We start from the raw sequence: 22,825 nt of genomic DNA, 5'->3' as shown, positions 1-22,825 counted from the left end.
CCCGGCCCGCTCAAAGGCCTTCCCGCTGTCATACTCGCAGTTCGTCCCCGGGAACACAGGGATGAACACGGTAGGCCGCGCCACTTTATGCTTACAGACGTATACATGATCTGCCTTAAAGCACTTGCTGTCCACAGGCGCACTCTCCCGCACCGCCTTGGTGGGATACACCTTCTCCAGCCTGGAAGTCCAGGCTTCCAGCGCCTCCTCCATGCCGATCCGCACATCGCCGTACACAAAGGCCGGCTCCTCCGTCACCGTACCGATCACCTTGCAGTCGAACCCGGACTCCAGCAAAGCGGCCGCATCTCCTGCCGCTATCTCTACCAGGATGTCTCCCAGCCCGTTCTCGAAAAGCTCCGCCTCCTTGACTTCGCTGTCGATGACTACGCCCAGCTTATTTCCGAAAGCCATCTTGGCTACAGCAGCCGCCGCACCCTTGGCATCCAGGGCATAGGCCGCCACGGCCACCCCGCTGCCGGTCAGGCGGTGGATGTAATCATAGAGCGCCGCCGTCTCATCGTACACGGGGATTTCGAAATCGTCCTTCTCTATCCGGAAGCGGACCAGCTTATGCCCCGCCTCCTTCAGCTCCGGTGTCACGATGTCCCCTTGCTTTGCGATGTCCACGGCAAAGGACACCAGCGTGGGCGGCACGTCGATGTCGTTGAAGGTGCCCGACATGCTGTCCTTGCCGCCGATGGAGGGCAGTCCGAAGCCGATCTGGGCATCATAGGCCCCCAGCAGCGCCGCAAAGGGCTGGCTCCACCTGGAGGGGTCTTCCGCCATCCTGCGGAAATATTCCTGGAAGGTGAACCTTATCTTGGAGGCGTCGCCGCCGTTTGCCACGATCTTCGCCATGGACTCCACCACCGCGTACACCGCGCCGTGGTAAGGGCTCCAGGAGGACAGGCAGGGGTCGAAGCCGTAGCCCATCATGGTGACGGTGTCCGTCTTCCCCCTAAGCACAGGGAGCTTCGCCACCATGGCCTGGGTCTCCGTCAGCTGGTGCTTCCCGCCGTAGGGCATCAGCACGCTGCCCGCGCCGATGGAGGCGTCGAACATCTCCACCAGGCCCTTCTGGGAGCACACGTTCAAATCGTTCAAAAGCGCCAGCCATGCGGACTTCACGTCTTTCTTTTCCAGGGCCTCCTCCACCGCAGGAACGGCGTATCGCTTGAAATAATTCTCTTTTTCGTCAGGGATGTCCACCTTTACCTTAGTCTCCTGGTGCGCGCCGTTGGTGTCCAGGAAGGCCCGCTTCAGGTTCACGATTTCCTTCCCCCGCCAGCTCAGCACCAGCCTGGGCTCCTCCGTCACCACGGCCACAGCCACGGCCTCCAGGTTCTCCTCCCCGGCATACTTCAGGAAGGCGTCCACGTCCTTCGGATCCACCACCACGGCCATGCGCTCCTGGGACTCGGAGATGGCCAGCTCCGTGCCGTCTAAGCCCGCATACTTCTTGGGCACCTTGTCCAGGTCCACCCGCAGGCCGTCCGCCAGCTCGCCGATGGCCACGGACACCCCGCCCGCGCCGAAGTCGTTGCACTTCTTGATGATGCGGCTGACCTCCTCCCTGCGGAACAGCCTCTGGATCTTGCGCTCCGTGGGGGCATTTCCCTTCTGCACCTCCGCGCCGCAGGTCTCGATGGACTGCTCTGTATGTACCTTGGAGGAGCCGGTGGCCCCGCCGCAGCCGTCCCGTCCGGTGCGTCCGCCTAAGAGGATGATGATGTCCCCCGGATCCGAGGTCTCCCGGATCACGTTCTTCCTGGGGGCAGCGCCCATGACGGCGCCGATCTCCATGCGCTTGGCCACATAGTTCGGATGGTAGATTTCCTTCACGAAGCCCGTGGCCAGGCCGATCTGGTTGCCGTAGGAAGAATAGCCGGAGGCCGCGCCCCGCACCAGCTTCTTCTGGGGGAGCTTGCCCTTCAAAGTGTCCGCCACGGGAACGGTGGGATCCGCGGCCCCGGTGACGCGCATGGCCTGGTACACATAGCCCCTGCCGGACAGGGGATCGCGGATGGCGCCGCCCAGGCAGGTGGCCGCGCCGCCGAAGGGCTCTATCTCCGTGGGATGGTTATGGGTCTCGTTCTTGAAGAACACCAGCCACTCCTCCGTGACCTTGGACGGCCCGCCCACACCGCTGTAGTCCATCTCCACGGGCACCACCACGGAGCAGGCGTTGATTTCATCCGATTCCTCCATGTCGGAGAGCTTCCCCTCCTTCTTGAGCTTGCGCATGGCCATCAGGGCCAGGTCCATCAGGCAGATGAACTTGCCGGAATGCCCTTCTTCCGTCCGGCCCGCGAAGACCTCCTCCCTGGTGTCCAGGTAGCTGCGGTATGTGGTCTCTAAGGGCGTGCGGTAATACCCCTCCCCGAACTCCACCTCCGTCAGCTCCGTGGAGAAGGTGGTATGGCGGCAGTGGTCAGACCAGTAGGTGTCCAGCACCCGGATCTCCGTCATGGTGGGGTCGCGCCTCTCGTCCTCCCCGAAATACTTCTGGATATGGAGGAAATCCTTGAATGTCATGGCCAATGACAGGGAATCGTACAGCTCCCGCAGCTTCCCCTCCTCCATCCGGGCGAAGCCCTGAAGCAATGCCACGTCCCCGGGCTCCTCGAATTCCGCCACCAATGTATCCGGCTTCTCCAGGCCTGTCTCCCTGGAGTCCACGGGGTTGATGCAGTACGCCTTGATCCGGGCGAATTCCTCCTCCGTGATGTCCCCCAGGATCATATAAGTGACCGCCGTGCGGATGACGGGCTCCTCGTCCTCCTTCAGGAACTGGACGCACTGCACTGCCGAATCCGCCCGCTGGTCGAACTGGCCGGGCAGGAACTCCACCGAGAAGACCCTGGCATTTGCGGGAACCTTAATGTCCTCTCGATAGAGCTCATCCACAGGGGGCTCCGAGAATACGGTCCTGCATGCCCTTTCAAACACTTCATCGGAGATGTTCTCCACATCATAGCGGATGAAGACCCTCACGTCCTCCACCCCTATCCCTAAAAAGCTTCCGATGTCCTCCTGCAGCTCCTTCGCCTTTACCGCGAAAGCCTTCTTTTTCTCCACATAGATACGTCTGACGCTTCCCATACGCTCCTCCATTCATTTGCAATCGCAATATCATCCATTTCTACTGTTATGCCGCCTTTATTGGGCATTGTCCTCTATCGCGCCCAGGAATTTCATGATGAACAGAATCTCCCTGTCCACAGCCTCCGAGGTAATCCCGATGGTCTGGGCGGAAATCTCCAGTCCCTCCAGCACGAACATGATATGCCGGGCCATGCCCCTGCAGTCCTCGCAGGAGAATTCCCCCTGCTCCACGCCCATGGCGATGAGCCGTTCCATGATCTTCACCCCGGAGTCGAACTGGCGCTTGAGCATATTTCCCTTCCTCACCGGCTCGCTCTGGAAATAGAACTCATAGATGGCCTGGGTCAGGGTGTCGTTCCTGCGCAGCAGCTCCTTCTTCTGCTCCCGCAGGAACAGGAACAGGATATCCGCCGCCGTGGCGTCCTCCGCGATGCTGTCCGAGAACACATCGTCCGCCTCCTGGCTCTCCATCTTCATGACCTCCAGGAAGATCTGGCCGGTGTCGCTGAAATACAGATAGAGGCCCCCGCGGCTGATGCCGCAGGCTTCCACGATGTCCTTCATGGTGACTTTCTTGAACCCTTTCTCCACGAATACCTTTCGGGCCATCTCCAGTATATACTTCCTCTTCTGTACCGATTTGTCTCCCATTCTGTCCCCCAGTCCCCCATTGCTGCAGCCTGTCCGCCGCACAGCCTTCTAACGTCCCGCCTTGTCCCAGTACCTGATGATCTCCCGCATCTTCTGGAGCACCAGCAGGAAAATGCCCTCCTGCATGGCCTCCCCCCAGAGCGTGGCCTTCGTCCTGCCCTCCAGCACATATTTGGACAGAATGCCCCCTAAAAGCTCCCAGTCCTTCAGTTCCGCCCCGTCGATCAGCCGCTTCTCGTCGGCATGGCTCCTGATGCGGTTCCTGGTATATACATAGACGTAATTGCGGTTCATCAGCGGCGAGGCTGCCGCCTCCTTCACGAAGCTCATCAGATTGGCATCATACACGGGAAAGCTGATAGAGCTCTTGCTCAGGCCGTTCCCCTGATAGTTGCGGCTCACGGTCCGGCCCCCGTTCTTCTCCATCCACGGCAGATACTTCAAAAGGGGCTCCACGGCAGCCCTGTACTCCGCTATCATCTGCTGCCGGTACTCTGCGCTATTCTGTTCCATAGAACCTTCCACCTTCTCATCCTTAAAACTAGCGAAAAACGACATGCAAAAAAATGACACATATGTAATTTATTTTAACACATTTTTCATAAAAGTACAGCACAAAAAATTTATCAATTTTTTTAGAAAAATCTCAAAAAAGGGTTGACATATGAAAATATTTCAGGTATTATAATAGACGAATTCCCCTTTTATAGATGAAAGCACCCACGAGAAATCGCGAGTGCTTTTGTCTTATGTACAGAACACCGGGACGTTCATAGAATGTCTGGATATTCAAAGAATATCTGGACAATCATAGAATGTCTGGATATTCTAAAGAATATCCTGCCCCGTCTCGCACCGCATCTTCTCCGCGAAGGATGCCGGATCCTCCTCCATCTGCAGCATGGTGTCGAAGGATGCCAGAAGCAATCTGGGCTGCCTGTACCGGTTCATATCCTCCGGCCGGTCCATGTACAGCTTGAAATGATCCACCTGCCACACCAGCACATCCGCCAGTGTGTACCCCGCCACCTCATACCGGCACAGGAACTCTCCCCTGTCATGGTAGTACGCCAGCTCCTGCAGAAGCCCCGCCGACTGCCTGATTCCCTGCCACAGCCGCTCTCCGTACTCCTCTCCCTCTCCCGCCCGGGCCGCCAGCCCCAGCAGGAAGCTCCGCAGGGTCTGAAGCGCCAGCTCCAGCCGCTCTTCCTCCCGGTTCTCCCGCCCCGCCTTCTCTGTCCGATCCATCCCGTCCATATCCGCCCTCCAACTCTTCGCCGATTCTCGTCCTTTCCGCCGGGCCGCCGCCCTGCCGCGGAAATAAAAAAAGAACTGCCGACAGCGCCACCAACGGACTACCCATCAACACTTCTTTTTCCTAGCAGGGGAAGAGAGGATCGAACTCCCATCAACGGTTTTGGAGACCGCCGCACTACCATTGTACTATTCCCCTGTACGCCGTTTTCTACCGACGAAAGCTATTATAACACAGGTGCCCTCCAATAATCAAGTATATTTTACAAAATTTATGGATTTTCCGGGAAGCCCCTGGAAACGGGGCCTTCCCGGCTTCCGTCATCCCTTCACGGAGCCCACCAGCACGCCCTTCACGAAATATTTCTGGAGGAAAGGGTACACCACCAGAATGGGCACTGTGGTCACGATGATCGTGGCGTATTTGATGATCTCCTTCAGCAGATAGGCCTCCGCGTCCTGGCCCACATTGTTGGCAAGCAAAGTCTCCATGTCCTCCTGCTTCACCAGAAGCTCCCGCAGGAACATCTGCAGGGGATAGAGGTCCCTCCGCTTCTGCAGGTACACTAGCGCCGGATACCACTCGCCCCACTTCCCCACTGCGTAGAACAGGGTGATGGTGGCCAGGGCCGCCTTGGACAGGGGCAATGTGATCTTCGTCAGCATGGTGAAGTCGTTGGCCCCGTCCAGCGCTGCCGACTCGTACAGGCTCTCCGGTACCGACTGGAAGGAAGTCCGCAGCACGATCATGTTGTAGACGCTCAGCATCCCGGGCACGATCATGGCCCAGACCGTGTTGGTCAGGTGCAGGCCCTGCACCACCAGGAAGGTGGGGATCATGCCGCCGCCGAAGTACATGGTGAATATGATGAACAGCATCACAGGCTTCCTCAGCATGAAATTCTTCTTTGCAATCGCGTAGGCGCCTATGATGGTAATCGCCATGCTGCAGGATGTCCCCACGATCACATAGAATATGGTATTACGGAATCCCAACCATATATTGTCGGAATCCAGAACCGCCTTGTAGCCCCGCAGGCTGAATCCGGCAGGCTTTATCATCAGCCCTGACACCTTCCCCAGTTCTATGGGGTCGCTCAGGGAACAGAACAGCACGTAGAGCAGCGGGTAGAGCGTGATCACCATCAGGAATACCATGATGAGATTGTTGACTACCAGGAAAATCTTCTCTCCGGTGCCGATTATCATCCTCTTATCGTTTTCTTCCTTCATCCTTCTCCTCCTATATTTAATCGCTGCACGATGGCGCTAAAGGGGAACGTCCCTTCGGCGCACACCTCATGAGACGAACTTTCCCAATTACCACAAACTGGTCTCGTTGAACTTCCGGCTCAGCCTGTTGGCCGTGGTCACCAGGATCAGGTTGATGATCGAGTTGAACAGGCCCACCGCGGTAGAGTAGCTGTAGTTGGCATCCTCGAAGCCTTTCCGGTATACAAAGGTGGAGATGATGTCCGAAGTCTCATAGGTAAGCGGTGTCTGCAGCAGGAAGGCCTTCTCCCAGCCGATGCTCATCAGGCCGCCCATGGCCAGGATGAACATGGTGACGATCGTAGGGCGCATGCCGGGCAGCGTCACATGCCAGATCTGCCGGAACTTGTTGGCCCCGTCGATCCTGGCGGCCTCGTACAGCTCCGGGCTGATGCCGGCGATGGTGGCCAGATAGACGATGGAGCCCCACCCGAAGCCCTGCCAGATATCGGATATCACGTAGATCGCCCGGAAACAGTTCTTGTCCCCGATCAGGCTCCCGGTATGTCCGGTGAGGCTGTTCACTATCTGGGTGATGAAGCCGTCGCTGTTGGTGAACACCAGTATCAGGCTGGCGATGATGACCGTGGTGATGAAGTGGGGCAGATAGGTAACAGTCTGCACCAGCTTCTTGAACCTCATGTTGCGGATCTCGTTCAGCAGCACCGCGAAGAGGATGGGCGCCATGAACCCGAACAGCAGGTTCAGCCCGCTGAGGGCCAGCGTGTTCCGCAAAGTCCTGCCGAAGTACATGGAGGACGTGAATTCCTTGAAATATTTCATTCCTACCCAGGGGCTCTCCAGGATCCCCAGCCTGGGCTTATAGTTCTTGAACGCGATGACGATGCCGTACATGGGAGCATAGCTGAAAATGAGCAGATACACCACCACCGGCAGAAGCATGATATAGATATATTTGTTGGCCTTGAAATCCCTTCGCAGCCGCACCGAGAACTTCTGTTTTTCCAACTTTCCGTTATTGACCTTTGCAGCTTTCATACACCCCTCCTGTCCTGCTTGGCCGGAACACAAAAGGGCACCTTCCGGTGCCCTTTCCGTCTTCCTACCTTGCGTCGTAACGATCCATCGCACTCTGCTCAATCGCTATCAGCTCTTCAATGTGGCCCTCGTTCTTCAGGATCTCCCGGAATTCGTCGAACTTGTCGATGGGCTCCTGACCCGTGATGAACTTCATGACCCACTCCTCCACGGCAGTGGACACGTCACTGTTGTAGGTGCTCCTGGTCTCGGACTCCTCGGTGTTGTACATGATGAAGTTGGAGATGGATCCTGAAGTACCCTCTGTCTTCCACAGCTCCAGAGCCTCGTCCTGGCAGCCCTTGTTGTACTTCTTGGTGAGGATGTAGTTCAGGTCCGTATCCTCATAGGCATGCCACTGCTGAGGGCAGCTTCCCAGACGCACTTCCTTGCTGGCATCCGCGCTCAGAGCCGCCTGTACGGGCGCGCCGTCTTCCATGGTGTAGCCCACGCCCTCGATGCCGTTGGCCATCATCAGGTCGATGTCCTCCAGGTACAGCGCATCCAGCAGGGCGATGCATGCGTCCTTGTTCTCGGCGTCCGCGGTGATGTACTTATAGTCGCCCAGGGACCTGCTGCTGCTCCTCAAGTTCCTGGTATCCCCCTCGTTCAGGACAGGCATGGGAGCCGCTACCATCACCTTGTCCGGGTCGTCTCCCTCTGTGGTGACGAAGTAGGTGACGCCGTATGTATACAGATGGATCAGCGTGGAGCCGATTCTGTCGCCGGCCGCCATGGACATGATGGAATCCGTATCCTGGCTGGCGAAGTCGGGATTGATGAAGCCTGCCTCATACCACTCGTGCATCTGGGTGAGGAAGTCCTTGTAGGCATCTTCGTAAGGTCCGAAGGCAACGCTGCCGTCCTCCTTCAAGAAATAGCTGTTGCCGGATACGCCGTAAGCCCCCGCGAAGATGTTGGACGTGTAGATCAGCTGGCTCTTGTCCAGAGCCAGGGGATACTCCACCCCATTGTCCTTCATGGCCTGCAGCATGGCGGTCCAGTCATCGATGGTCTTGGGGACTTCCATATTGGCTGCCGCCAGGTAATCGCTTCTAATCAGGGGGCCGATGAAGTTCAGGTCGGCTTCCTCGCTGCCGCAGATCTTGGCGCCCAGGCGGATGATCCTGCCCTCATCGTCTGTCACTGCCTTCATCAGGTAGGGATCGCCGTTGATCATGTTATAGAAGTTCGGGGTGTCCACTGCATTGATGTCATCCGTGTAGTCGTACAGGACACCGTCCGCGTATGCCATCTCCACGCCGCCAGGATAGAATCTGTCGATGCCGCGGCAGAAGATCATGTCCGGGAGCTTTTCGTCCGACATCATGATATTGAAGTTCTCGCTCTCCTGCCCCACAGGCGGATGGATGAACTCGAAATTCACGTTGAACTTCTCCTCCAGGGCCTTGACGGCCTCGTAGTCGCCCATGTCGGTGGATACCGCGCCGGCGTTCTCCGTGGTCATGGCGAACCAGATGCTGATGGTCTCGCCACCCAAATCGGGATAGCCGTTCTCGTCCCTGGGATACTTGGCCTCGCCGCCTGCGCTGCTGTCATCGCCTGCCTCGCTCTCCTCCGGCGCTTCCTCGGAAGACTCCTCCGGCGCTTCCCCGGAGCCGCTCTCCTCGGGAGCCTGGGAAGACTCTTCCTTCTCACTGGCGGACGATTCCGCATTGCCCGAATCGCCTGAGCCGCCACAGCCTGCCAGGAGACTGGCCGTCAATGCCGTCATCAGCAGTAAAGAAATTACTTTTTTACTCTTCATGTCACATCCTCCTTTTTTCTTGTGCCAGGTTGACTTCATGCACAATGTCATTATAGTTTACGAAGGATGTGTTTGTATATGGCGATTAATTGTGTAAAAATATCACTTTTTCAATATCTTTCAGCCTTTGATTGTGCTGTTTTTCCGCAGGATGTTCATTTTCTGACATGCCATATTCATTTTGTGCGATATGTTAGTGAAACGATCATATTTTTTCTCTGTATTGTCCCGGCGTCATGTCCTCTATTTTCTTGAACACGCGGATGAAAGCCGACACATTGTAGAAGCCCGTCCTGTCCGCCACCTCCTTCACCCGGATGGAGGGGTTCTCTTTCATCAGCTTCTTGGCCTCGTCGATCCGGCAGCGATGGATATAATCCAGAAGCCCCATCCCCATCTGCTGCTTGAAGAACCGGGACAGATGGGAGGCGGACACCTCAAAGCCGTCCGCCAGCCCCGCCACGGACAGATTGGGATTGGATATCTGCTGCCGCACGCTTGCTATGACCCTGTCGATATGGAGGCCTCCCTCGGAGTTCGTCCGCTCCTGCTCCACCTCCTGCTTGGCCTTCTCCTCCCTCTTCTGCCGCAGCTGCTCATAGCCCTCATACAGATGCGCCAGCCCTTCCAGCCCCTGGCTGACATGCCCCTCGCAGCAGATTTCCTCCTGCACCTCCATCTCCTCCAGAAGCGCGGCATTGTCCCGGCACACCTTGTCCCGGAACTCTCCCGCGTCCCCGCCGTCTCCGTTCAGGACCGCGATACAGCCATTGTGCTCCTCGATGATATAGAAGCAGACCACATATTCCATCTTTTCCTCGATGTAGGCGCTGAGGGAGTCTCTGAGCATCTCCCTGCCCGCCTCCCCCGGCATGCCGAAAGCCCGCTCCTCCGATGTCTCAGCCAGCTCATACAGGACCACCACGAACCAGGGGGCATCCAGCCCCAGGCCATAGAGCCTTCCGCCCTCTTCTATGCTCTCCCGATAGGGGATCCTGCCGTACAGGACCTTCTCCAAGTATACCTTCCTGTAGTCCTCCTCATACCGCATCACCGCGCTCTGGAGCTTCTGGTTCCTGGAGATATAGTCGCTGATGTACCGCTCCATCTTGTCATAATCCTCAGGGACCTCCCTGTTCCCCTCCCCGCCCTCCCGCAGCAGGCCGAAGATCCGCCTGATCGGGTTGTAGTTGCGGTTCGTCATGACCAGGCACAGCACAGCGGAAATGATGACGCAAAGAGCCAGCACCGCCACGGAGTAGGCCCTGATGAACGCGAAAGAGGAATGCAGGATGTCCTTCGGTGAGGCATAGACGAACGTAAGCCCGTACTGGCTGGAATACCTGACCCTGACCTCATAGGTGATGCCGTCGCAGCGGATGGTCTCGCCGTCCTTCCAGCCCACCCCCTGGAGCATTTCCGAAAGCCCCGCCTGGGCGGAGACGTCGAAGTTCGCGCCGATCACCCCTTTGGTGCTGTAGATCAGTATCTTGTCATGCTCTTCCAGTTGTAAGTTGGAAGCCATCTGATTCATATACTCGTTCCGTATCTCCACGGCAATCGCCACGGGCGGATCCTGATTCCCGCTGTTCAGGACGCTGCTGACGATAAGGTTGCGCCGCTCCGCCCCTTTTCCCGGGAGCTGTATCGCATTCCCGTTCCATCTGCCCTTCAGCGCCTCCTGCCACTCCTCGAAGGAGTTGCCGTAATTCAGCGCATGGAAATAATCGCTTTCTACCCCCCCGGTGACGGAGAACACCATTTCATACTGCGGAAAATAGAGATAGGCCGTCTCCAGGTTGGTGCCCACCAGCACCTTGCTCATATATTTGTGGATCTGGTATTCCGTCCAGTAGTCCCGCACATCCGACTTGGCGTAGGAGGCGATCAGCTCCGAATTTTTCACACGGTTGATCAGCTGGTACGCGGACCAGAATTCCTGATTCACCTCGCCGGTCAGCTGCTCCAGCGCCACCCGCCGGAAGCCCTCCGCCTCCTTTTCCATGTTCATGATGAACATGGCAGACAGGCCGATGCTGATCAGCATCGGCAGCAGCAGGATATAAAACGCCGACCTCAGCAGAGACATGAACACCTTTGAATTCGGCTCCAGCCGCAAGTTTACTCTCTCTCCCATCCTGTCCCCCATCAAAATCCGGCAGGGCCTCCCTCCCCGCCACCCACAGGCCCGGGCTGCCCTGACGGCAGACTCCCGAGGGCCTGTGCACCAAAAAGAAGGCTTCCGAGGAAGCCCTCAAAAAAGCCTGTCTATCACGTCCTGTACAGTCTTCACCCCTATGATCTTCATTCCGCCGCCCCGGCCGCATTCCTCCGCGCACACGGCGGGCAGGAGGCAGATCTCGAAGCCCAGCTTCTCCGCCTCCGCCACCCGCTGCTTCGCCATGCTCACCCCTCTGACTTCGCCGCTTAGGCCCACCTCGCCGAAGGCCACCAGCTTCGGGCTGAGGACCCTGTTGTGGAAGCTTGACAGGATGGCTATCACGATCCCTAAGTCCATGGCCGGCTCCAGCACCTTCAAGCCGCCGGTGATGTTCACATAGGCGTCGCAGGGGGCGAGCTGCACGCCGGAGCGCTTCTCCAGCACTGCCATCAGAAGGTTCACCCTGTTGAAGTCCGTCCCCGTGGTCTGCCTGCGGGGAATGCCGAAATTGCTGTGGCACACCAGCGCCTGAATCTCCACCAGAAGCGGCCTGGTGCCCTCGCAGGTGGCCGCCACCACGGAACCGCTGGCATTCTCCGGCCTGCCGTTCAGCATGTATTCCGAGGCGTTGGGCACCTCCGACAGCCCCTTCTCACGCATCTCGAAGACACCGATCTCATTGGTGGAGCCGAAGCGGTTCTTCACCCCCCGCAGGATGCGGTAGGAGGCATGTCCGTCCCCCTCGAAGTACAGCACCGCGTCCACCATGTGCTCCAGCACCCTGGGACCCGCCACCGTGCCCTCCTTGGTCACATGGCCCACGATGAGCACCGACACCCCCAGGCCCTTGGCAAGCTGCAGCAGGACGGCCGTGGATTCCCTTACCTGGGACACTGCGCCCGGCGCGGCGGACACGTTCTCATTGTACATGGTCTGGATGGAATCGATGACCACAGCCTCCGGCGGGTCGGAGCGGATGATCTCCGCTATGTCCGCCAGGTTCGTCTCGCACAGCAGCAGCATCTTCTCGGAGAACTCCCCGATCCTGTCCGCCCGCATCTTGATCTGGACCAGGGATTCCTCCCCCGATATGTAGAGCACCGTCCTGCCCTGCCTGGACAGGTTGCGGCAGACCTGGAGGAGAAGGGTGGATTTCCCGATACCCGGATCTCCCCCCACCAGAGTCAGCGACCCCTGCACGATGCCGCCCCCCAGGACCCTGTCCAGCTCTCCGATGCCGGTGACCAGCCTGTCCTCCTCCCGGACAGTGACCTGGGACAATACAGTGGGGGCGGCCCTGCGCAGCCTGTCGGCAGACGCGCCGAAGCCGCCCCCATGGGGAGCCCTGCCCGCGGGCCCCTCCACAAAAGTATTCCATTCCCGGCAGCCGGGGCACTGCCCCATCCATTTGGAGGATTCGTACCCGCAGCTGCTGCAGAAAAAAACATTGGATGTCTTCGCCTTTGCCATATCCTGTCCGTACCCTTAAATCTGCACGATCTTCACGGGAACCTCGCCCGCCGTCTCCAGCTCCACGCTCAGGGACAGCTTTCCGCCGAAATGCGTCTTGATGGCCCCGATGCTCTCTCCGCCCACAAAGACCTCATAGGCCCTGTCATCCGCAAGCCCCACCGTGATCTGGGCGTCCTCGTCCCCCTCTACCACGAATTCCACGCCGTCCGGCTTTTCCGTGAACTCCAGGACGCTGGTGCCCGGAACGGATTCATAGAGGAAGGAGCCGTTCTTCTCCAGCTTGGTGATCTCCCTGTAAGTCTTTACCTTCAGCAGATCCCCCCCGTGCTGATAGTCCTCCACCTTGGCCTTCTTCTCCAGCTTATGATTGCCGAAACTGATAGCGCCGTCCGATTCGCTGCGGATCAACTCCTCCACCACTGCCATGTCTAAACCCTCCTGCATTTTATCGTATTCTGAAAAGCTGATGCTGCTTCCTTCTCTTAGTATAATATAATCCGCACTCTTTTTCTACAAGATTTTTTAAAATGTTTCATAACATATATGGCTCAGCTCCCGGCTGCTCCCTTCACGGTGAAGCACACCTTCCCGCCCTTGAAGCCCGCGGACACCGCGTCTCCGGGCTGCACCCGCTTCAGGAGGATCTCCTCCGCCAGCGCGTCCTCCACCACGGACTGGATGGCCCGCTTCAGGGGCCTGGCCCCCATCTTGGCATCGGAATACTTCTCCACCAGATGCTCCTTCAGCGCGCCGGTCAATGTCAGCCTGATATCCATCTGGGCCAGGCAGCGGTCATGGAGGTTCGCGGAGAGCAGCCCGACGATGTCCTTCATGTTCTCCTGGTTCAGCTGATGAAAGACAATGATGTCGTCTATCCTGTTGATGAACTCCGGCTTGAAGCTGCGCTTCACCTCCTCCATGACCCCGGACTTCATGCGCTCATAGTCCCGCCTGGCATCGCTCGAAGCGGCGAAGCCCAGGTTCTTGGGATCCACGATCCGCTGGGCCCCTGCGTTGGAGGTCATGATCAGCACAGTGTTCTTGAAGCTCACCTTCCTGCCCTTGGAATCCGTGATATGGCCGTCGTCCAGAATCTGCAGCAGGATGTTGAACACGTCCGGGTGGGCCTTCTCAATCTCGTCGAAGAGCACCACGGAATAGGGGTTGCGCCTGACCTTCTCGGAGAGCTGCCCGCCCTCGTCAAAGCCCACGTAGCCCGGCGGGGAGCCTATCATCTTGGACACGGAATGCCCCTCCATATACTCGGACATGTCCACGCGGATGATCGCCTCCTCGGTGCCGAACATGGCCTCTGCCAGGGCCTTGGACAGCTCTGTCTTTCCCACGCCGGTGGGGCCCAGGAACAGGAAGGAGCCGATGGGGCGCTTGGGATCCTTCAATCCCACGCGGCCCCTGCGCATGGCCCTGGCCACAGCCACCACGGCCTCCTCCTGGCCGATGACCCGCTTGTGGAGGATGCTCTCCAGCTTCAGGAGCCTGTCGCTCTCCTTCTGGGCCAGCTTCTGCACCGGAATCTTGGTCCACATGGCCACCACTTCCGCGATCTCATCCTCGCCGATGGCATATTTCTTATTGCCGTCCTGGCTCTCCATGCGCTTCTTGGTCCGCTGGAACTTTTTGACCAGTTCATCCTGCTTGTTCTTGATCTCCACCGCCTGGGAGAAGGCCTCCATGCGGATGGACCGCTCGATCTGCTGGTCCATCTTTTTGATCTCCTCCAGAAGCTCTCTCTGCTTATCCGGCATGTCCACTGCCCTGAGCCTGGCGCTGGCCGCCGCCTCGTCTATCAGGTCGATGGCCTTGTCCGGCAGGTTCCTGTCGTTGATATAGCGGTTGGAAAGCCGTACCGCCGCGTCCACGGCCTCCGGCGTGATCGTCACCCTGTGGTGCTCCTCGTATTTGGCCTTGATGCCCTCCAGGATGCGGATGGCCTCCTCCTCCGTGGGCTCCTCCACGTTCACGGGCTGGAAGCGCCTCTCTAAGGCGGCGTCCTTCTCGATATATTTCCGGTACTCCGCGATGGTGGTGGCGCCGATCATCTGCAGCTCGCCTCTGGCCAGGGAGGGTTTGAGGATATTGGAGGCGTCGATTGCCCCCTCCGCGCCGCCGGCACCGATCAGGGTGTGCAATTCGTCCATGAACAGGATGACATTCCCGTCTTCAACCACCTCCCGGATGACCCGCTTGATGCGCTCCTCGAATTCGCCCCGGTACTTGCTCCCCGCCACCATGCCGGAGAGGTCCAGGGTCAGGAGCCGCTTGCCCCGGACGGTGGCGGGGACCTTCCCCTCCACGATGCGCTGGGCCAGACCCTCCACCACGGCGGTCTTGCCTACCCCCGGCTCTCCGATCAGGCAGGGATTGTTCTTGCTGCGGCGGCTCAGTATCTGGATCAGCCGGCGGATTTCCTCCTCCCTGCCGATGACGGGATCCAGCATCCCCTCCCTGGCCAGGTCCGTGAGATCCCTGCTGTACTGGTCTAAGGTGGAGGGGCGGCCCCTGCCGGGCATGCGTCTGCCCAGGTCTTCCTTATAGAGATTGCCGTCCTGCCCCATGGCGATCAGCGTATCCGCGTACAGCTTCTGGATATTGGCTCCGATGGTGTTCAGGAGCCGCACCGCCACGTTCTCGCCCTCCCGGATGATGGCCAACAGCAGATGCTCCGTGCCGGTCTCCTTCTGGCCGAACCGCTCCGCCTGTCTGTGAGCCTCCTCCAGGATCTTCCTGGCCCTGGGGGAATAGCCGCCCCGTTCCTTCAATCCTACGCCGCCGTCAAAGGCGATCAGCTCCCTGATCATGTCCAGGACCTGCTGCAGCTCCACATGATTGTCCGTCAGGACCCTGTGGGCCACGCCGGTCTGCTCCCTCAAAAGGCCCGCCAGGATATGCTCTGTCCCCACATATCCCTGCTTTAAGCGGCTGGCAAATTTGGACGCGTGAGCCAATGCCTCCTGCGCCCTGTCTGTAAACTGTGAACCCATATTACTCCTCTTTTCATTCCCTGGGAACTGTGCATTGCTTTATTTTTGAATCGGTTCCCTGTTATGCGTAATCCTCATAAATCTCTTCGATCAATTCGTGAATCTCTTCCTTTGAAATGTTCTTGCAGCTTCCTTTCGCCAAAATCACCTGCAGCTCCTTCTTCAGTGCCTCAAGCGTCTCCATACGGTCCACGTCTATGGCGATCACCGCGCCTCTCCTGCGGTCCACCTTCACGTACCCCTCCTGCTTCAGGACAGTGTACGCCTTGTTCACCGTATGCATATTGATTCCGATGGAATCCGCCAGCTGACGGACGCTGGGCAGCGGATCCCCCTCCCTGAAACGCGAGGTGGCTATGCCCATGATAATCTGGTTGCACAGCTGCAGATACAATGCCTCCTCACTGTTGAAATCGATTTCAATGATCATGAACGCCTCCTTACGTCGAAATGCCTTTCTTCCATTTCTCCGTTTATCATAAAGCAGCCACAGGGCGCTGTCAACTAAAGAAAAATGAAATTTTAGGAAAACAGGGAGTACCCTTTCGGAATATTCCCTGTTCCTGCGCCTTCTATAACATTGCTCATTCGTCTTTCCCGTCATAATTCAGGAATTCGAAATCAAACTCGTCGTCATCCGCCATGAAGTTCTTCGGCTGGGCCTTCTGGGGGCTCTGGCCCGGACGGGCTCCCTGGGGCGCTCTGCCCGGCGCACCCTCCGGCCTCCTTGCCCCCTGGACGCCTGCGGGACGCTGGCCCTGGGCACCTCCCGGTCTCTGCTCCCCTCCGGCCATGCGCTGATTCCCTCCGGCCATACGCTGGCCCTGGGCGCCTGCCGGACGGGCTGCGCCGCCTGCGGGACGCTGGCCCGCCGTGCCGCTCACCGGATGCGTGCCCGCGCTGCGGCCGGCAGGGCGCTGGCCTCCCTGGGCGCTGCGCTCCCCGCCCATGCCTCTCTGGCCGGCGGCAGGGGCCGTCCTCTGCTCCCCAGCACGGCCCGGGGCTGTCGGACGCTGGCCGCCGGAGCCCGCCGGACGTCCCGCGCTTCCCCCGGGACGGGCACCCGCCGCCCTGGGCTGGGCTTCCTTCGGCCCTACCGTATGCATGGCCGGCTGCTTCTGCTTGCCCTGGCCGCCGGAAGCGTTCTTCCTGCGCAGGGTCTCGTTCTCCACCTCGTTGAAGTAAGCGGAATCCATCATCTCCCGAATCTTGAAGACAAGGAAGGCGATGCCTGCCACCGCGGCCACCAGCAGGAACACCAGCACGATGATGATGATCTTCTGGTTCTTCACTTTTACTTCGCTGTCGCGGTATGCCTGGGCGTTCTTCTGCACGTTCGCGAAGAGCTCGTCTACAGGATAGCCGTTTCCGGGATCGTTCACATTGTCCACGATCAGCCATCTTCCGTTATTCTCTACAAGTTCATATGGACTGGGCTCCTGGGTGGGAGCGGGCTCCGCCGGCTCCGGGGCCTCCGGCGGCTCTTGCCCCATTGGCGTCAAATCCTCCGACAGTTCGCAGTTATCCGAAATCAGGAAACCACTCACCTGGGTCTCGCCGGAGATATAGCTCACCTGATACCATGTGATGTTCTCCGCGTCCGTCAGATAGCCCGTCACCGTGACTACAGTGTCACCCGGCACCGTCCCCAGCACCTGCCCCGACAAGGAGGCCGTGTCCCGAATCTCCACGTTGTCCCCCGACACATTAGCGTTGACAGGGTTCACCTGGGTCACCTCCACAGGCGGCGCGCTCTCGCCTCCGCCCTCCCCTTCACCGCCTGTCTCTCCTCCCGCGCCCACGGCGGGGATGTCTCCCGACACCTCCACAAGGTCGGCACGGACATAGCCGGTGGTGGTATCGTTCACCTGCACCTGATACCATGTATAGCCGTCAGCCCCCTGGGTCTGTCCCAGGACGGGAATCGTCTTATCCTTCTCCGCGCCGCCCACCATGGTGCTGGCGGTATCTGCGCTCTCCCGGATCTTGGCACCGTTGGGCGCCGTCACCTTGGCCTGCCCGGCGGCATGGCCTGTCAGCGGAGTCCCGCAGAATCCTACCGCGAATATGCCCATGGCCGTCACCAGCGCCAGCGCGCCTCCCAGCAGCCTCCTTCTCCATTCATTCGCTCTTCTCATGTATCTCTTCTCCTTGCAATTAATTGTCTCTGGTGAACCTCCGCTGGCCCTCCTCGGACTTCTGGTCCAGGCCGAAGCCCTGGGTGGCTTTATGCAGCATCTCCCTCTGCTTTTCCTCCAGATTGCGGTGTACCTTGATCTCGCATTCCGGACAGTATTCTCCGGAGCGGATCTGCTTTCCGCACAGCTCGCAGCGCAGGAACACCTTGGAGCCTTCCGTTATCTCTATCCTGCCGTCCTTCAAAAGACGCCTCACCGTGCGCTGGGACACCCCTATGGCCTGCTCTATCTGAGCCGCCGTAGCCCCCTTGTTGGCCTCGATATAGCCTCTCACCTTTCCGTAATCGTCATAGTCCACGGCCCCGCAGTCCTCGCAGTGGTACTCTCCTACCCCCTTGAAAATCATCACGCCGCCGCATTCCTTACATACCCGCGGAACGTTGTACTTCTCCAACAATCCCAGAACACTCATATGTATGCACCTCCCATCTTTTCCGTCACACACTGTCCCGCATGGACCGGCTCAGGCCTCGTCGATGGCCTTACCGATATCATGCCGCATATACTTATTGTCAAACTCCACCCACTCCGTGGCCTCATAGGCCTTCCTGCGGGCCTCTCCCAGGGTATCCGCCTTCGCCGTCACCCCAAGCACCCTGCCTCCGCCTGTCACGATCCGTCCGTCCCCGTCCAGACAGCTCCCGGCGTGGAAGCAGTAGTAATCGCTCTCCCCTCGGAACCGCCCCAGGCCCCTGATCTCGAATCCCTTCTTATAGGAGACCGGATAGCCCTCCGAGGCCAATACCACGCACACCGCCGCGTTGTCCTCGAACTCCAACTCTATTTTATCCAGACAGCCGTCGATACATGCATCCACCACGTCCAGGAGGTCATTCTTCATCCTGCACAGCACTACCTGTGTCTCGGGGTCGCCGAACCTGGCGTTGTACTCCAGCACCTTGGGCCCCTGGGCCGTCAGGATCAGTCCGAAGAAGATGACGCCCTTGAACTCCCTGCCCTCAGCCGCCATGGCGTCCACCGTGGGCTGATAGATGAACCTGCGGCAATATTCATCCACCTCTTTTGTATAGAAGGGGCTGGGCGAGAAGCAGCCCATGCCGCCTGTATTCGGGCCCTGATCCCCGTCCCCGGCCCGCTTGTGGTCCTGGGCGGAGGTCATGGTCTTCACCGTCCTGCCGTCCACGAAGGCCAGCACGGACACCTCCCGGCCTGTGAGGAATTCCTCCACCACCATCCGGTTGCCCGCATCGCCGAAATGCTTATCCTGCATGATCTCCTTTACGCCCGCTTCCGCCTCCTCCAGGGTATTGCAGATCAGCACGCCCTTTCCCAGGGCCAGCCCGTCAGCCTTCAGGACGATGGGCATGGCCGCATGCTCCAGATAGGCCAGGGCCTCTCCCGCATCGTCGAAGGTCTCGTAGGCCGCCGTGGGGATATGGTACTTTTTCATCAAATCCTTGGAGAACGCCTTGCTGCCCTCCAGGATGGCCGCGTCCTTCCTGGGGCCGAACGCCCGCAGGCCCTCCGCCTCCAATCGGTCCACCAGCCCTGCCGCCAGGGGATCGTCCGGGGCCACGAACACCAGGTCCACGGCCTTCTCCTTCGCGTAGGAGACGATCCTGTCGAAGTCCATTGCGCCGATGGAGGGCTCGCACTCCGCGATCTGCGCGATGCCCGCATTGCCCGGGACGCAGTAGAGCGCGTCCACCCTGGGGCTCTTCCTCATGCTAGCCGCAATGGCGTGCTCACGGCCGCCTCCGCCTATAATCAATACTTTCATGCCGCACCTCACATCCTTCTGCTGACTTTGTTATCAATCATGCGTATTCTGTCATTCGCGATATCGTCTATGGCCTGGGGGAGCAGAATCCACTCCGCCTGCTCCATCACCCGCTGCTGCAGGAGCTCCGGCGTGTCGCCTTCCTCTATGTACACTGCCTTCTGGGCGATGATCGGGCCCTCGTCCATGCCCTCGTTGACGAAGTGCACCGTGGCCCCGGTGACCTTCACCCCGCGCTCCAGCGCCTTTTCATGCACCTTCAGCCCGTAGTAGCCCACGCCGCAGAAGGAGGGGATCAGGGAGGGATGGACGTTGACGATCCTGCCGCTGAAGGCCGCCACCATCTGGGGCGGAATCCGCACCAGGAATCCGGCCAGCACGATCAGATCCGGGGAAAGGGCTGTCATCTCCGCCGTAAAGCCCTGGTTGAACGCCTCCCTGTCGGCGTATTGCCTGGGGGAGATTACCTTCGCCTCTATCCCACGGTCCCTGGCGCGTTCCAGCGCCCGGGCCCCCGCATTGTTGCTGATCACCGCCAGCACCCGGGTATTGGTGACCGCCCCTCTGTCCATGGCATCCAGGATGGCCTGGAGATTGGTGCCTCCGCCGGACACGCACACTACGATGTTCAGCATATGTCCACTCCCTTTTCCCCGGCGGCGCAGTGCCCTACCACATAGGGGGTCTCCCCCGCGGCCCGGAGGGCCTCCAGGCATCTGTCCGCGTCCTCCGGAGAAACGGCCAGCACCATGCCCAGGCCCATATTGTAAGTATTGTACATCATCTGCTCTTCGATATTTCCCTTATCCGCCAGAAGCCGGAAGATGGCCGGCACTTCATAGCTGTCCTTCTGCACCACGGCCCGGATGCCCTCCGGCAGCATCCTGGGGATGTTCTCGTAGAAGCCTCCTCCGGTGATATGGCTGCAACCCTTTACGCGGATGCCCGCCTCCTTCACGGCCCTCAGGGCCTTCACGTAAATCTTCGTGGGGGTCAGCAGCGTCTCGCCCAGAGTGCCGCCCAGCTCCTCATAGTAGGTGTCCAGGCTCTCCCTGGTCATCTCGAACACCTTGCGCACCAGCGAGAAGCCGTTGGAATGCACGCCGGAGGAAGCTATGCCCACAAGCACGTCTTCCTCTTTTATCCCCTCTCCTGTAATCAGGTCCTTCTCGTCCGCCACGGCTACCGCGAAGCCCGCCAGGTCGTACTCATCCTCGGGCATCATGCCCGGATGCTCCGCCGTCTCGCCGCCGATCAGCGCGGCCCCGGCCTGCCTGCACCCTTCCGCTACGCCCTTTACGATGGCCGCGATCTTCTCCGGGATGTTCCTGCCGCAGGCGATATAGTCCAGGAAGAACAGCGGCTCGCCTCCGGCGCAGGCCACGTCGTTCACGCACATGGCCACGCAGTCGATGCCGATTGTATCATGCTTATCCATCAAAAACGCCAGCTTCAGCTTAGTGCCCACGCCATCCGTGCCAGACAGCAGCACGGGCTTCTCCATGCCCTTTACTGCCTCCATGGAGAACGCGCCGGAGAAGCCGCCAATCCCGCCCAGCACCTCCGGGCGCATGGTGGCCTTCACGTCCGCCTTCATCAGCTCCACGGACCGATAGCCTGCCTCAATATCCACTCCCGCTTTTTTGTAATCCATTCGCTTACCCCCTTGCCTGTCTCCCGCCCCCTGCCTGGCCTTCCGGCGGCACGGGCGGGCTCGTCCTCTCTTATTTATTCTGCAGATAGGCCTTGTAGCCCTGTTCCTTCAGCTTCGCGTCCTTGGCCACTACCTGCTCCTTCAGCCCGGCGCTGTAGTCCTTCAGCCTCTGCAGCAGGGCCGGATCCGAGGTGGCCAGGATCTTCGCGGCCAGAAGCCCCGCATTGGCGCCGCCGTTTATGGCCACTGTGGCCACGGGGATGCCGGAGGGCATCTGCACGATGGAGTACAGCGAATCCCTGCCCCCCAGAGAGGAGGTATGCATGGGAATGCCTATGACGGGCATAGGAAAGATCGCGGCGCACATGCCCGGCAGATGAGCCGCCATGCCGGCTCCGGCGATGATCACCTTAAAGCCTTTCTCCTCAGCGCTCTTCGCATATTCAAAAAATACGTCCGGCTCCCTATGGGCGCTGATAATCGCCATCTCATAGGGCACCCCAAGCTCCTCCAGAATGTCTGCTGCCTTCGCCATCACCGGCATGTCGGAATCGCTGCCCATCACTATGCCTACACATGGCGCGCCAGTCATGCCTTCCCTCTGCATTTCGTCCCTCTCCATGATGTCCTCCTTATCGTTTAAATAGTTGATTCCCGATTTCTTATCCCGTCCCACCTGACAGCGCTCTCTGTCCGATGGCCCCTCTTTGGTACGGCTGTCCATCTGGACCCCTATATTCCTAGTTTACTAAAACACAGCCTTATGTGCAACTGTTTTTTGCTGCCGCCCCTGAATGCGCTCACCCCTCCTCAAAGGCCTTGTTCAGCTCCTCACAGCCCGGCAGAACGAATCTGCCCTCATTGATGATGACATAACGGCTTCCGTCTTTCCCCACTGCCGCCAGCTCCCCCAGCTCGTCATAGGGAATCGTAATGTCCGTGTGACAGTTAAAATAAGCCTTTGCCTGATTCTCCCTGCGAAGATCCGATATCTCGTTGGCCTTGGCCACGATCTCCTTGCCGTCGGGGTTGTACACCCGTATCTCCTCCACATGGGAATAACAAGTATCCCCCACCGCAAAATGGGGTCCCATCTTCTCCGCAATCAAAATGGGAAGCTTCGCTTCCACCCCCAGCCGTCTGGCCGCCACATAGGCGGTGGTGTTGGTGCCTATGGCGAACTCTCCCATGGGAAGAGTCTCGTGGCGGAAAAGAATGTTCTCATAGAGAAAATCCTTGTCATAATTGTCGCAAGAATACCCGCTGATCATGCCGTCCTGAAAAGATATCTCCAGATTCTTATATTCCAGCCCGTTAAGAAAGACCCTTTTCACATGCAGCACTCCCTCTGTGCCCTTCAGCACGGGGGAAGTAAACACCTCCCCCACGGGAATGTTCACATCCGCCACGCAGTTTTCAAAGATGGTCTCTTTTTCCGGATCCGCCAGCTTGTACAGATTGATCTTCAGCCGTGTCCTATTGCCGTCCATACCCCGAAGCTCACA

The 22,825-nt window shown here is 59.0% G+C and carries 18 protein-coding genes, 1 tRNA gene and 1 pseudogene (1 of these 20 cut by a window edge); all 20 read right to left on the bottom strand.

Features of this window, described 5'->3' with window-relative positions:
* Window positions 1–3,105: pseudogene (locus tag Q2B33_RS14910) on the bottom strand (phosphoribosylformylglycinamidine synthase); it reaches 735 nt to the left of the window's first position.
* A 57-nt stretch (window positions 3,106–3,162) separates the two neighbouring features.
* The gene (locus Q2B33_RS14905) at window positions 3,163–3,759 is read right to left on the bottom strand and encodes a TetR/AcrR family transcriptional regulator (RefSeq protein WP_300564911.1); all 597 of its coding nucleotides are present in this window, start codon (window positions 3,757–3,759) and stop codon (window positions 3,163–3,165) included.
* Between the two features lie 48 nt (window positions 3,760–3,807).
* Window positions 3,808–4,272: a DUF6508 domain-containing protein gene (locus tag Q2B33_RS14900; RefSeq protein ID WP_300564913.1), complete on the bottom strand. Its 465-nt coding sequence runs from the start codon at window positions 4,270–4,272 to the stop codon at window positions 3,808–3,810.
* 315 nt (window positions 4,273–4,587) lie between these two features.
* Window positions 4,588–5,016 carry a hypothetical protein gene (locus tag Q2B33_RS14895; protein WP_300564915.1) on the bottom strand — a complete coding sequence of 143 codons (429 nt, stop codon included), beginning with the start codon at window positions 5,014–5,016 and terminating at the stop codon, window positions 4,588–4,590.
* A 125-nt stretch (window positions 5,017–5,141) separates the two neighbouring features.
* Window positions 5,142–5,212: transfer RNA gene (locus tag Q2B33_RS14890), tRNA-Trp, on the bottom strand.
* A gap of 122 nt (window positions 5,213–5,334) precedes the next feature.
* On the bottom strand, window positions 5,335–6,246 hold the full coding sequence (locus tag Q2B33_RS14885; protein ID WP_300564917.1) for a carbohydrate ABC transporter permease: 912 nt from the start codon (window positions 6,244–6,246) through the stop codon (window positions 5,335–5,337).
* 87 nt (window positions 6,247–6,333) lie between these two features.
* Complete coding sequence (locus tag Q2B33_RS14880) at window positions 6,334–7,284, bottom strand: sugar ABC transporter permease (RefSeq protein ID WP_300564919.1); 951 nt, start codon at window positions 7,282–7,284, stop codon at window positions 6,334–6,336.
* 64 nt (window positions 7,285–7,348) lie between these two features.
* The gene (locus Q2B33_RS14875; RefSeq protein ID WP_300564921.1) at window positions 7,349–9,091 is read right to left on the bottom strand and encodes an extracellular solute-binding protein; all 1,743 of its coding nucleotides are present in this window, start codon (window positions 9,089–9,091) and stop codon (window positions 7,349–7,351) included.
* A 205-nt stretch (window positions 9,092–9,296) separates the two neighbouring features.
* The gene (locus Q2B33_RS14870) at window positions 9,297–11,228 is read right to left on the bottom strand and encodes a helix-turn-helix transcriptional regulator (RefSeq protein WP_300564923.1); all 1,932 of its coding nucleotides are present in this window, start codon (window positions 11,226–11,228) and stop codon (window positions 9,297–9,299) included.
* A 117-nt stretch (window positions 11,229–11,345) separates the two neighbouring features.
* Complete coding sequence (gene radA / locus Q2B33_RS14865) at window positions 11,346–12,722, bottom strand: DNA repair protein RadA (RefSeq protein ID WP_300564925.1); 1,377 nt, start codon at window positions 12,720–12,722, stop codon at window positions 11,346–11,348.
* A gap of 15 nt (window positions 12,723–12,737) precedes the next feature.
* Complete coding sequence (locus Q2B33_RS14860; RefSeq protein WP_300564927.1) at window positions 12,738–13,151, bottom strand: endosialidase; 414 nt, start codon at window positions 13,149–13,151, stop codon at window positions 12,738–12,740.
* Between the two features lie 122 nt (window positions 13,152–13,273).
* Entirely contained in the window at window positions 13,274–15,727 is a 2,454-nt protein-coding gene (locus Q2B33_RS14855; RefSeq protein ID WP_300564929.1) for an ATP-dependent Clp protease ATP-binding subunit, read from the bottom strand.
* Window positions 15,728–15,788: 61 nt separating this feature from the next.
* Entirely contained in the window at window positions 15,789–16,157 is a 369-nt protein-coding gene (locus Q2B33_RS14850) for a GntR family transcriptional regulator (RefSeq protein WP_296459825.1), read from the bottom strand.
* A gap of 154 nt (window positions 16,158–16,311) precedes the next feature.
* Window positions 16,312–17,865 carry an SH3 domain-containing protein gene (locus Q2B33_RS14845; protein ID WP_300564933.1) on the bottom strand — a complete coding sequence of 518 codons (1,554 nt, stop codon included), beginning with the start codon at window positions 17,863–17,865 and terminating at the stop codon, window positions 16,312–16,314.
* A 19-nt stretch (window positions 17,866–17,884) separates the two neighbouring features.
* Window positions 17,885–18,337 carry a MerR family transcriptional regulator gene (locus tag Q2B33_RS14840; RefSeq protein WP_300564935.1) on the bottom strand — a complete coding sequence of 151 codons (453 nt, stop codon included), beginning with the start codon at window positions 18,335–18,337 and terminating at the stop codon, window positions 17,885–17,887.
* Between the two features lie 51 nt (window positions 18,338–18,388).
* Window positions 18,389–19,666 (bottom strand): phosphoribosylamine--glycine ligase, encoded by a 1,278-nt coding sequence (purD, locus tag Q2B33_RS14835; protein WP_300564937.1) that lies wholly within the window; start codon window positions 19,664–19,666, stop codon window positions 18,389–18,391.
* Window positions 19,667–19,674: 8 nt separating this feature from the next.
* Window positions 19,675–20,301: a phosphoribosylglycinamide formyltransferase gene (gene purN / locus Q2B33_RS14830; protein WP_300564940.1), complete on the bottom strand. Its 627-nt coding sequence runs from the start codon at window positions 20,299–20,301 to the stop codon at window positions 19,675–19,677.
* Window positions 20,295–21,320 (bottom strand): phosphoribosylformylglycinamidine cyclo-ligase, encoded by a 1,026-nt coding sequence (gene purM / locus Q2B33_RS14825; protein WP_300564942.1) that lies wholly within the window; start codon window positions 21,318–21,320, stop codon window positions 20,295–20,297. The genes purN and purM overlap by 7 nt, the downstream gene beginning before the upstream one ends.
* 70 nt (window positions 21,321–21,390) lie before the next feature.
* The gene (purE, locus tag Q2B33_RS14820; protein ID WP_300914087.1) at window positions 21,391–21,942 is read right to left on the bottom strand and encodes a 5-(carboxyamino)imidazole ribonucleotide mutase; all 552 of its coding nucleotides are present in this window, start codon (window positions 21,940–21,942) and stop codon (window positions 21,391–21,393) included.
* 178 nt (window positions 21,943–22,120) lie between these two features.
* The coding region (locus Q2B33_RS14815; RefSeq protein ID WP_300914086.1) for an aminopeptidase at window positions 22,121–22,825 on the bottom strand (705 nt) is incomplete at its 5' end.

The sequence above is a fragment of the uncultured Acetatifactor sp. genome (genome assembly GCF_948601915.1).
Taxonomy (GTDB): Bacteria; Bacillota; Clostridia; order Lachnospirales; family Lachnospiraceae; genus Acetatifactor.
Note: the sequence above shows the minus strand (reverse complement) of the source record. Positions and strands in the feature narration are given on the sequence as shown.

Bases quoted from the DNA above. Each gene is read 5' to 3' on its own strand.
- Q2B33_RS14845 (WP_300564933.1), bottom strand. From the start codon at position 17,865: ATGAGAAGAGCGAATGAATGGAGAAGGAGGCTGCTGGGAGGCGCGCTG.
- purD (WP_300564937.1), bottom strand. From the start codon at position 19,666: ATGAAAGTATTGATTATAGGCGGAGGCGGCCGTGAGCACGCCATTGCG.
- Q2B33_RS14855 (WP_300564929.1), bottom strand. From the start codon at position 15,727: ATGGGTTCACAGTTTACAGACAGGGCGCAGGAGGCATTGGCTCACGCG.
- Q2B33_RS14905 (WP_300564911.1), bottom strand. From the start codon at position 3,759: ATGGGAGACAAATCGGTACAGAAGAGGAAGTATATACTGGAGATGGCC.
- Q2B33_RS14875 (WP_300564921.1), bottom strand. From the start codon at position 9,091: ATGAAGAGTAAAAAAGTAATTTCTTTACTGCTGATGACGGCATTGACG.
- Q2B33_RS14880 (WP_300564919.1), bottom strand. From the start codon at position 7,284: ATGAAAGCTGCAAAGGTCAATAACGGAAAGTTGGAAAAACAGAAGTTC.
- purN (WP_300564940.1), bottom strand. From the start codon at position 20,301: ATGCTGAACATCGTAGTGTGCGTGTCCGGCGGAGGCACCAATCTCCAG.
- Q2B33_RS14860 (WP_300564927.1), bottom strand. From the start codon at position 13,151: ATGGCAGTGGTGGAGGAGTTGATCCGCAGCGAATCGGACGGCGCTATC.
- Q2B33_RS14885 (WP_300564917.1), bottom strand. From the start codon at position 6,246: ATGAAGGAAGAAAACGATAAGAGGATGATAATCGGCACCGGAGAGAAG.
- Q2B33_RS14870 (WP_300564923.1), bottom strand. From the start codon at position 11,228: ATGGGAGAGAGAGTAAACTTGCGGCTGGAGCCGAATTCAAAGGTGTTC.
- Q2B33_RS14900 (WP_300564913.1), bottom strand. From the start codon at position 4,272: ATGGAACAGAATAGCGCAGAGTACCGGCAGCAGATGATAGCGGAGTAC.
- purE (WP_300914087.1), bottom strand. From the start codon at position 21,942: ATGGAGAGGGACGAAATGCAGAGGGAAGGCATGACTGGCGCGCCATGT.
- purM (WP_300564942.1), bottom strand. From the start codon at position 21,320: ATGGATTACAAAAAAGCGGGAGTGGATATTGAGGCAGGCTATCGGTCC.
- Q2B33_RS14840 (WP_300564935.1), bottom strand. From the start codon at position 18,337: ATGAGTGTTCTGGGATTGTTGGAGAAGTACAACGTTCCGCGGGTATGT.
- Q2B33_RS14850 (WP_296459825.1), bottom strand. From the start codon at position 16,157: ATGATCATTGAAATCGATTTCAACAGTGAGGAGGCATTGTATCTGCAG.
- radA (WP_300564925.1), bottom strand. From the start codon at position 12,722: ATGGCAAAGGCGAAGACATCCAATGTTTTTTTCTGCAGCAGCTGCGGG.
- Q2B33_RS14895 (WP_300564915.1), bottom strand. From the start codon at position 5,016: ATGGACGGGATGGATCGGACAGAGAAGGCGGGGCGGGAGAACCGGGAG.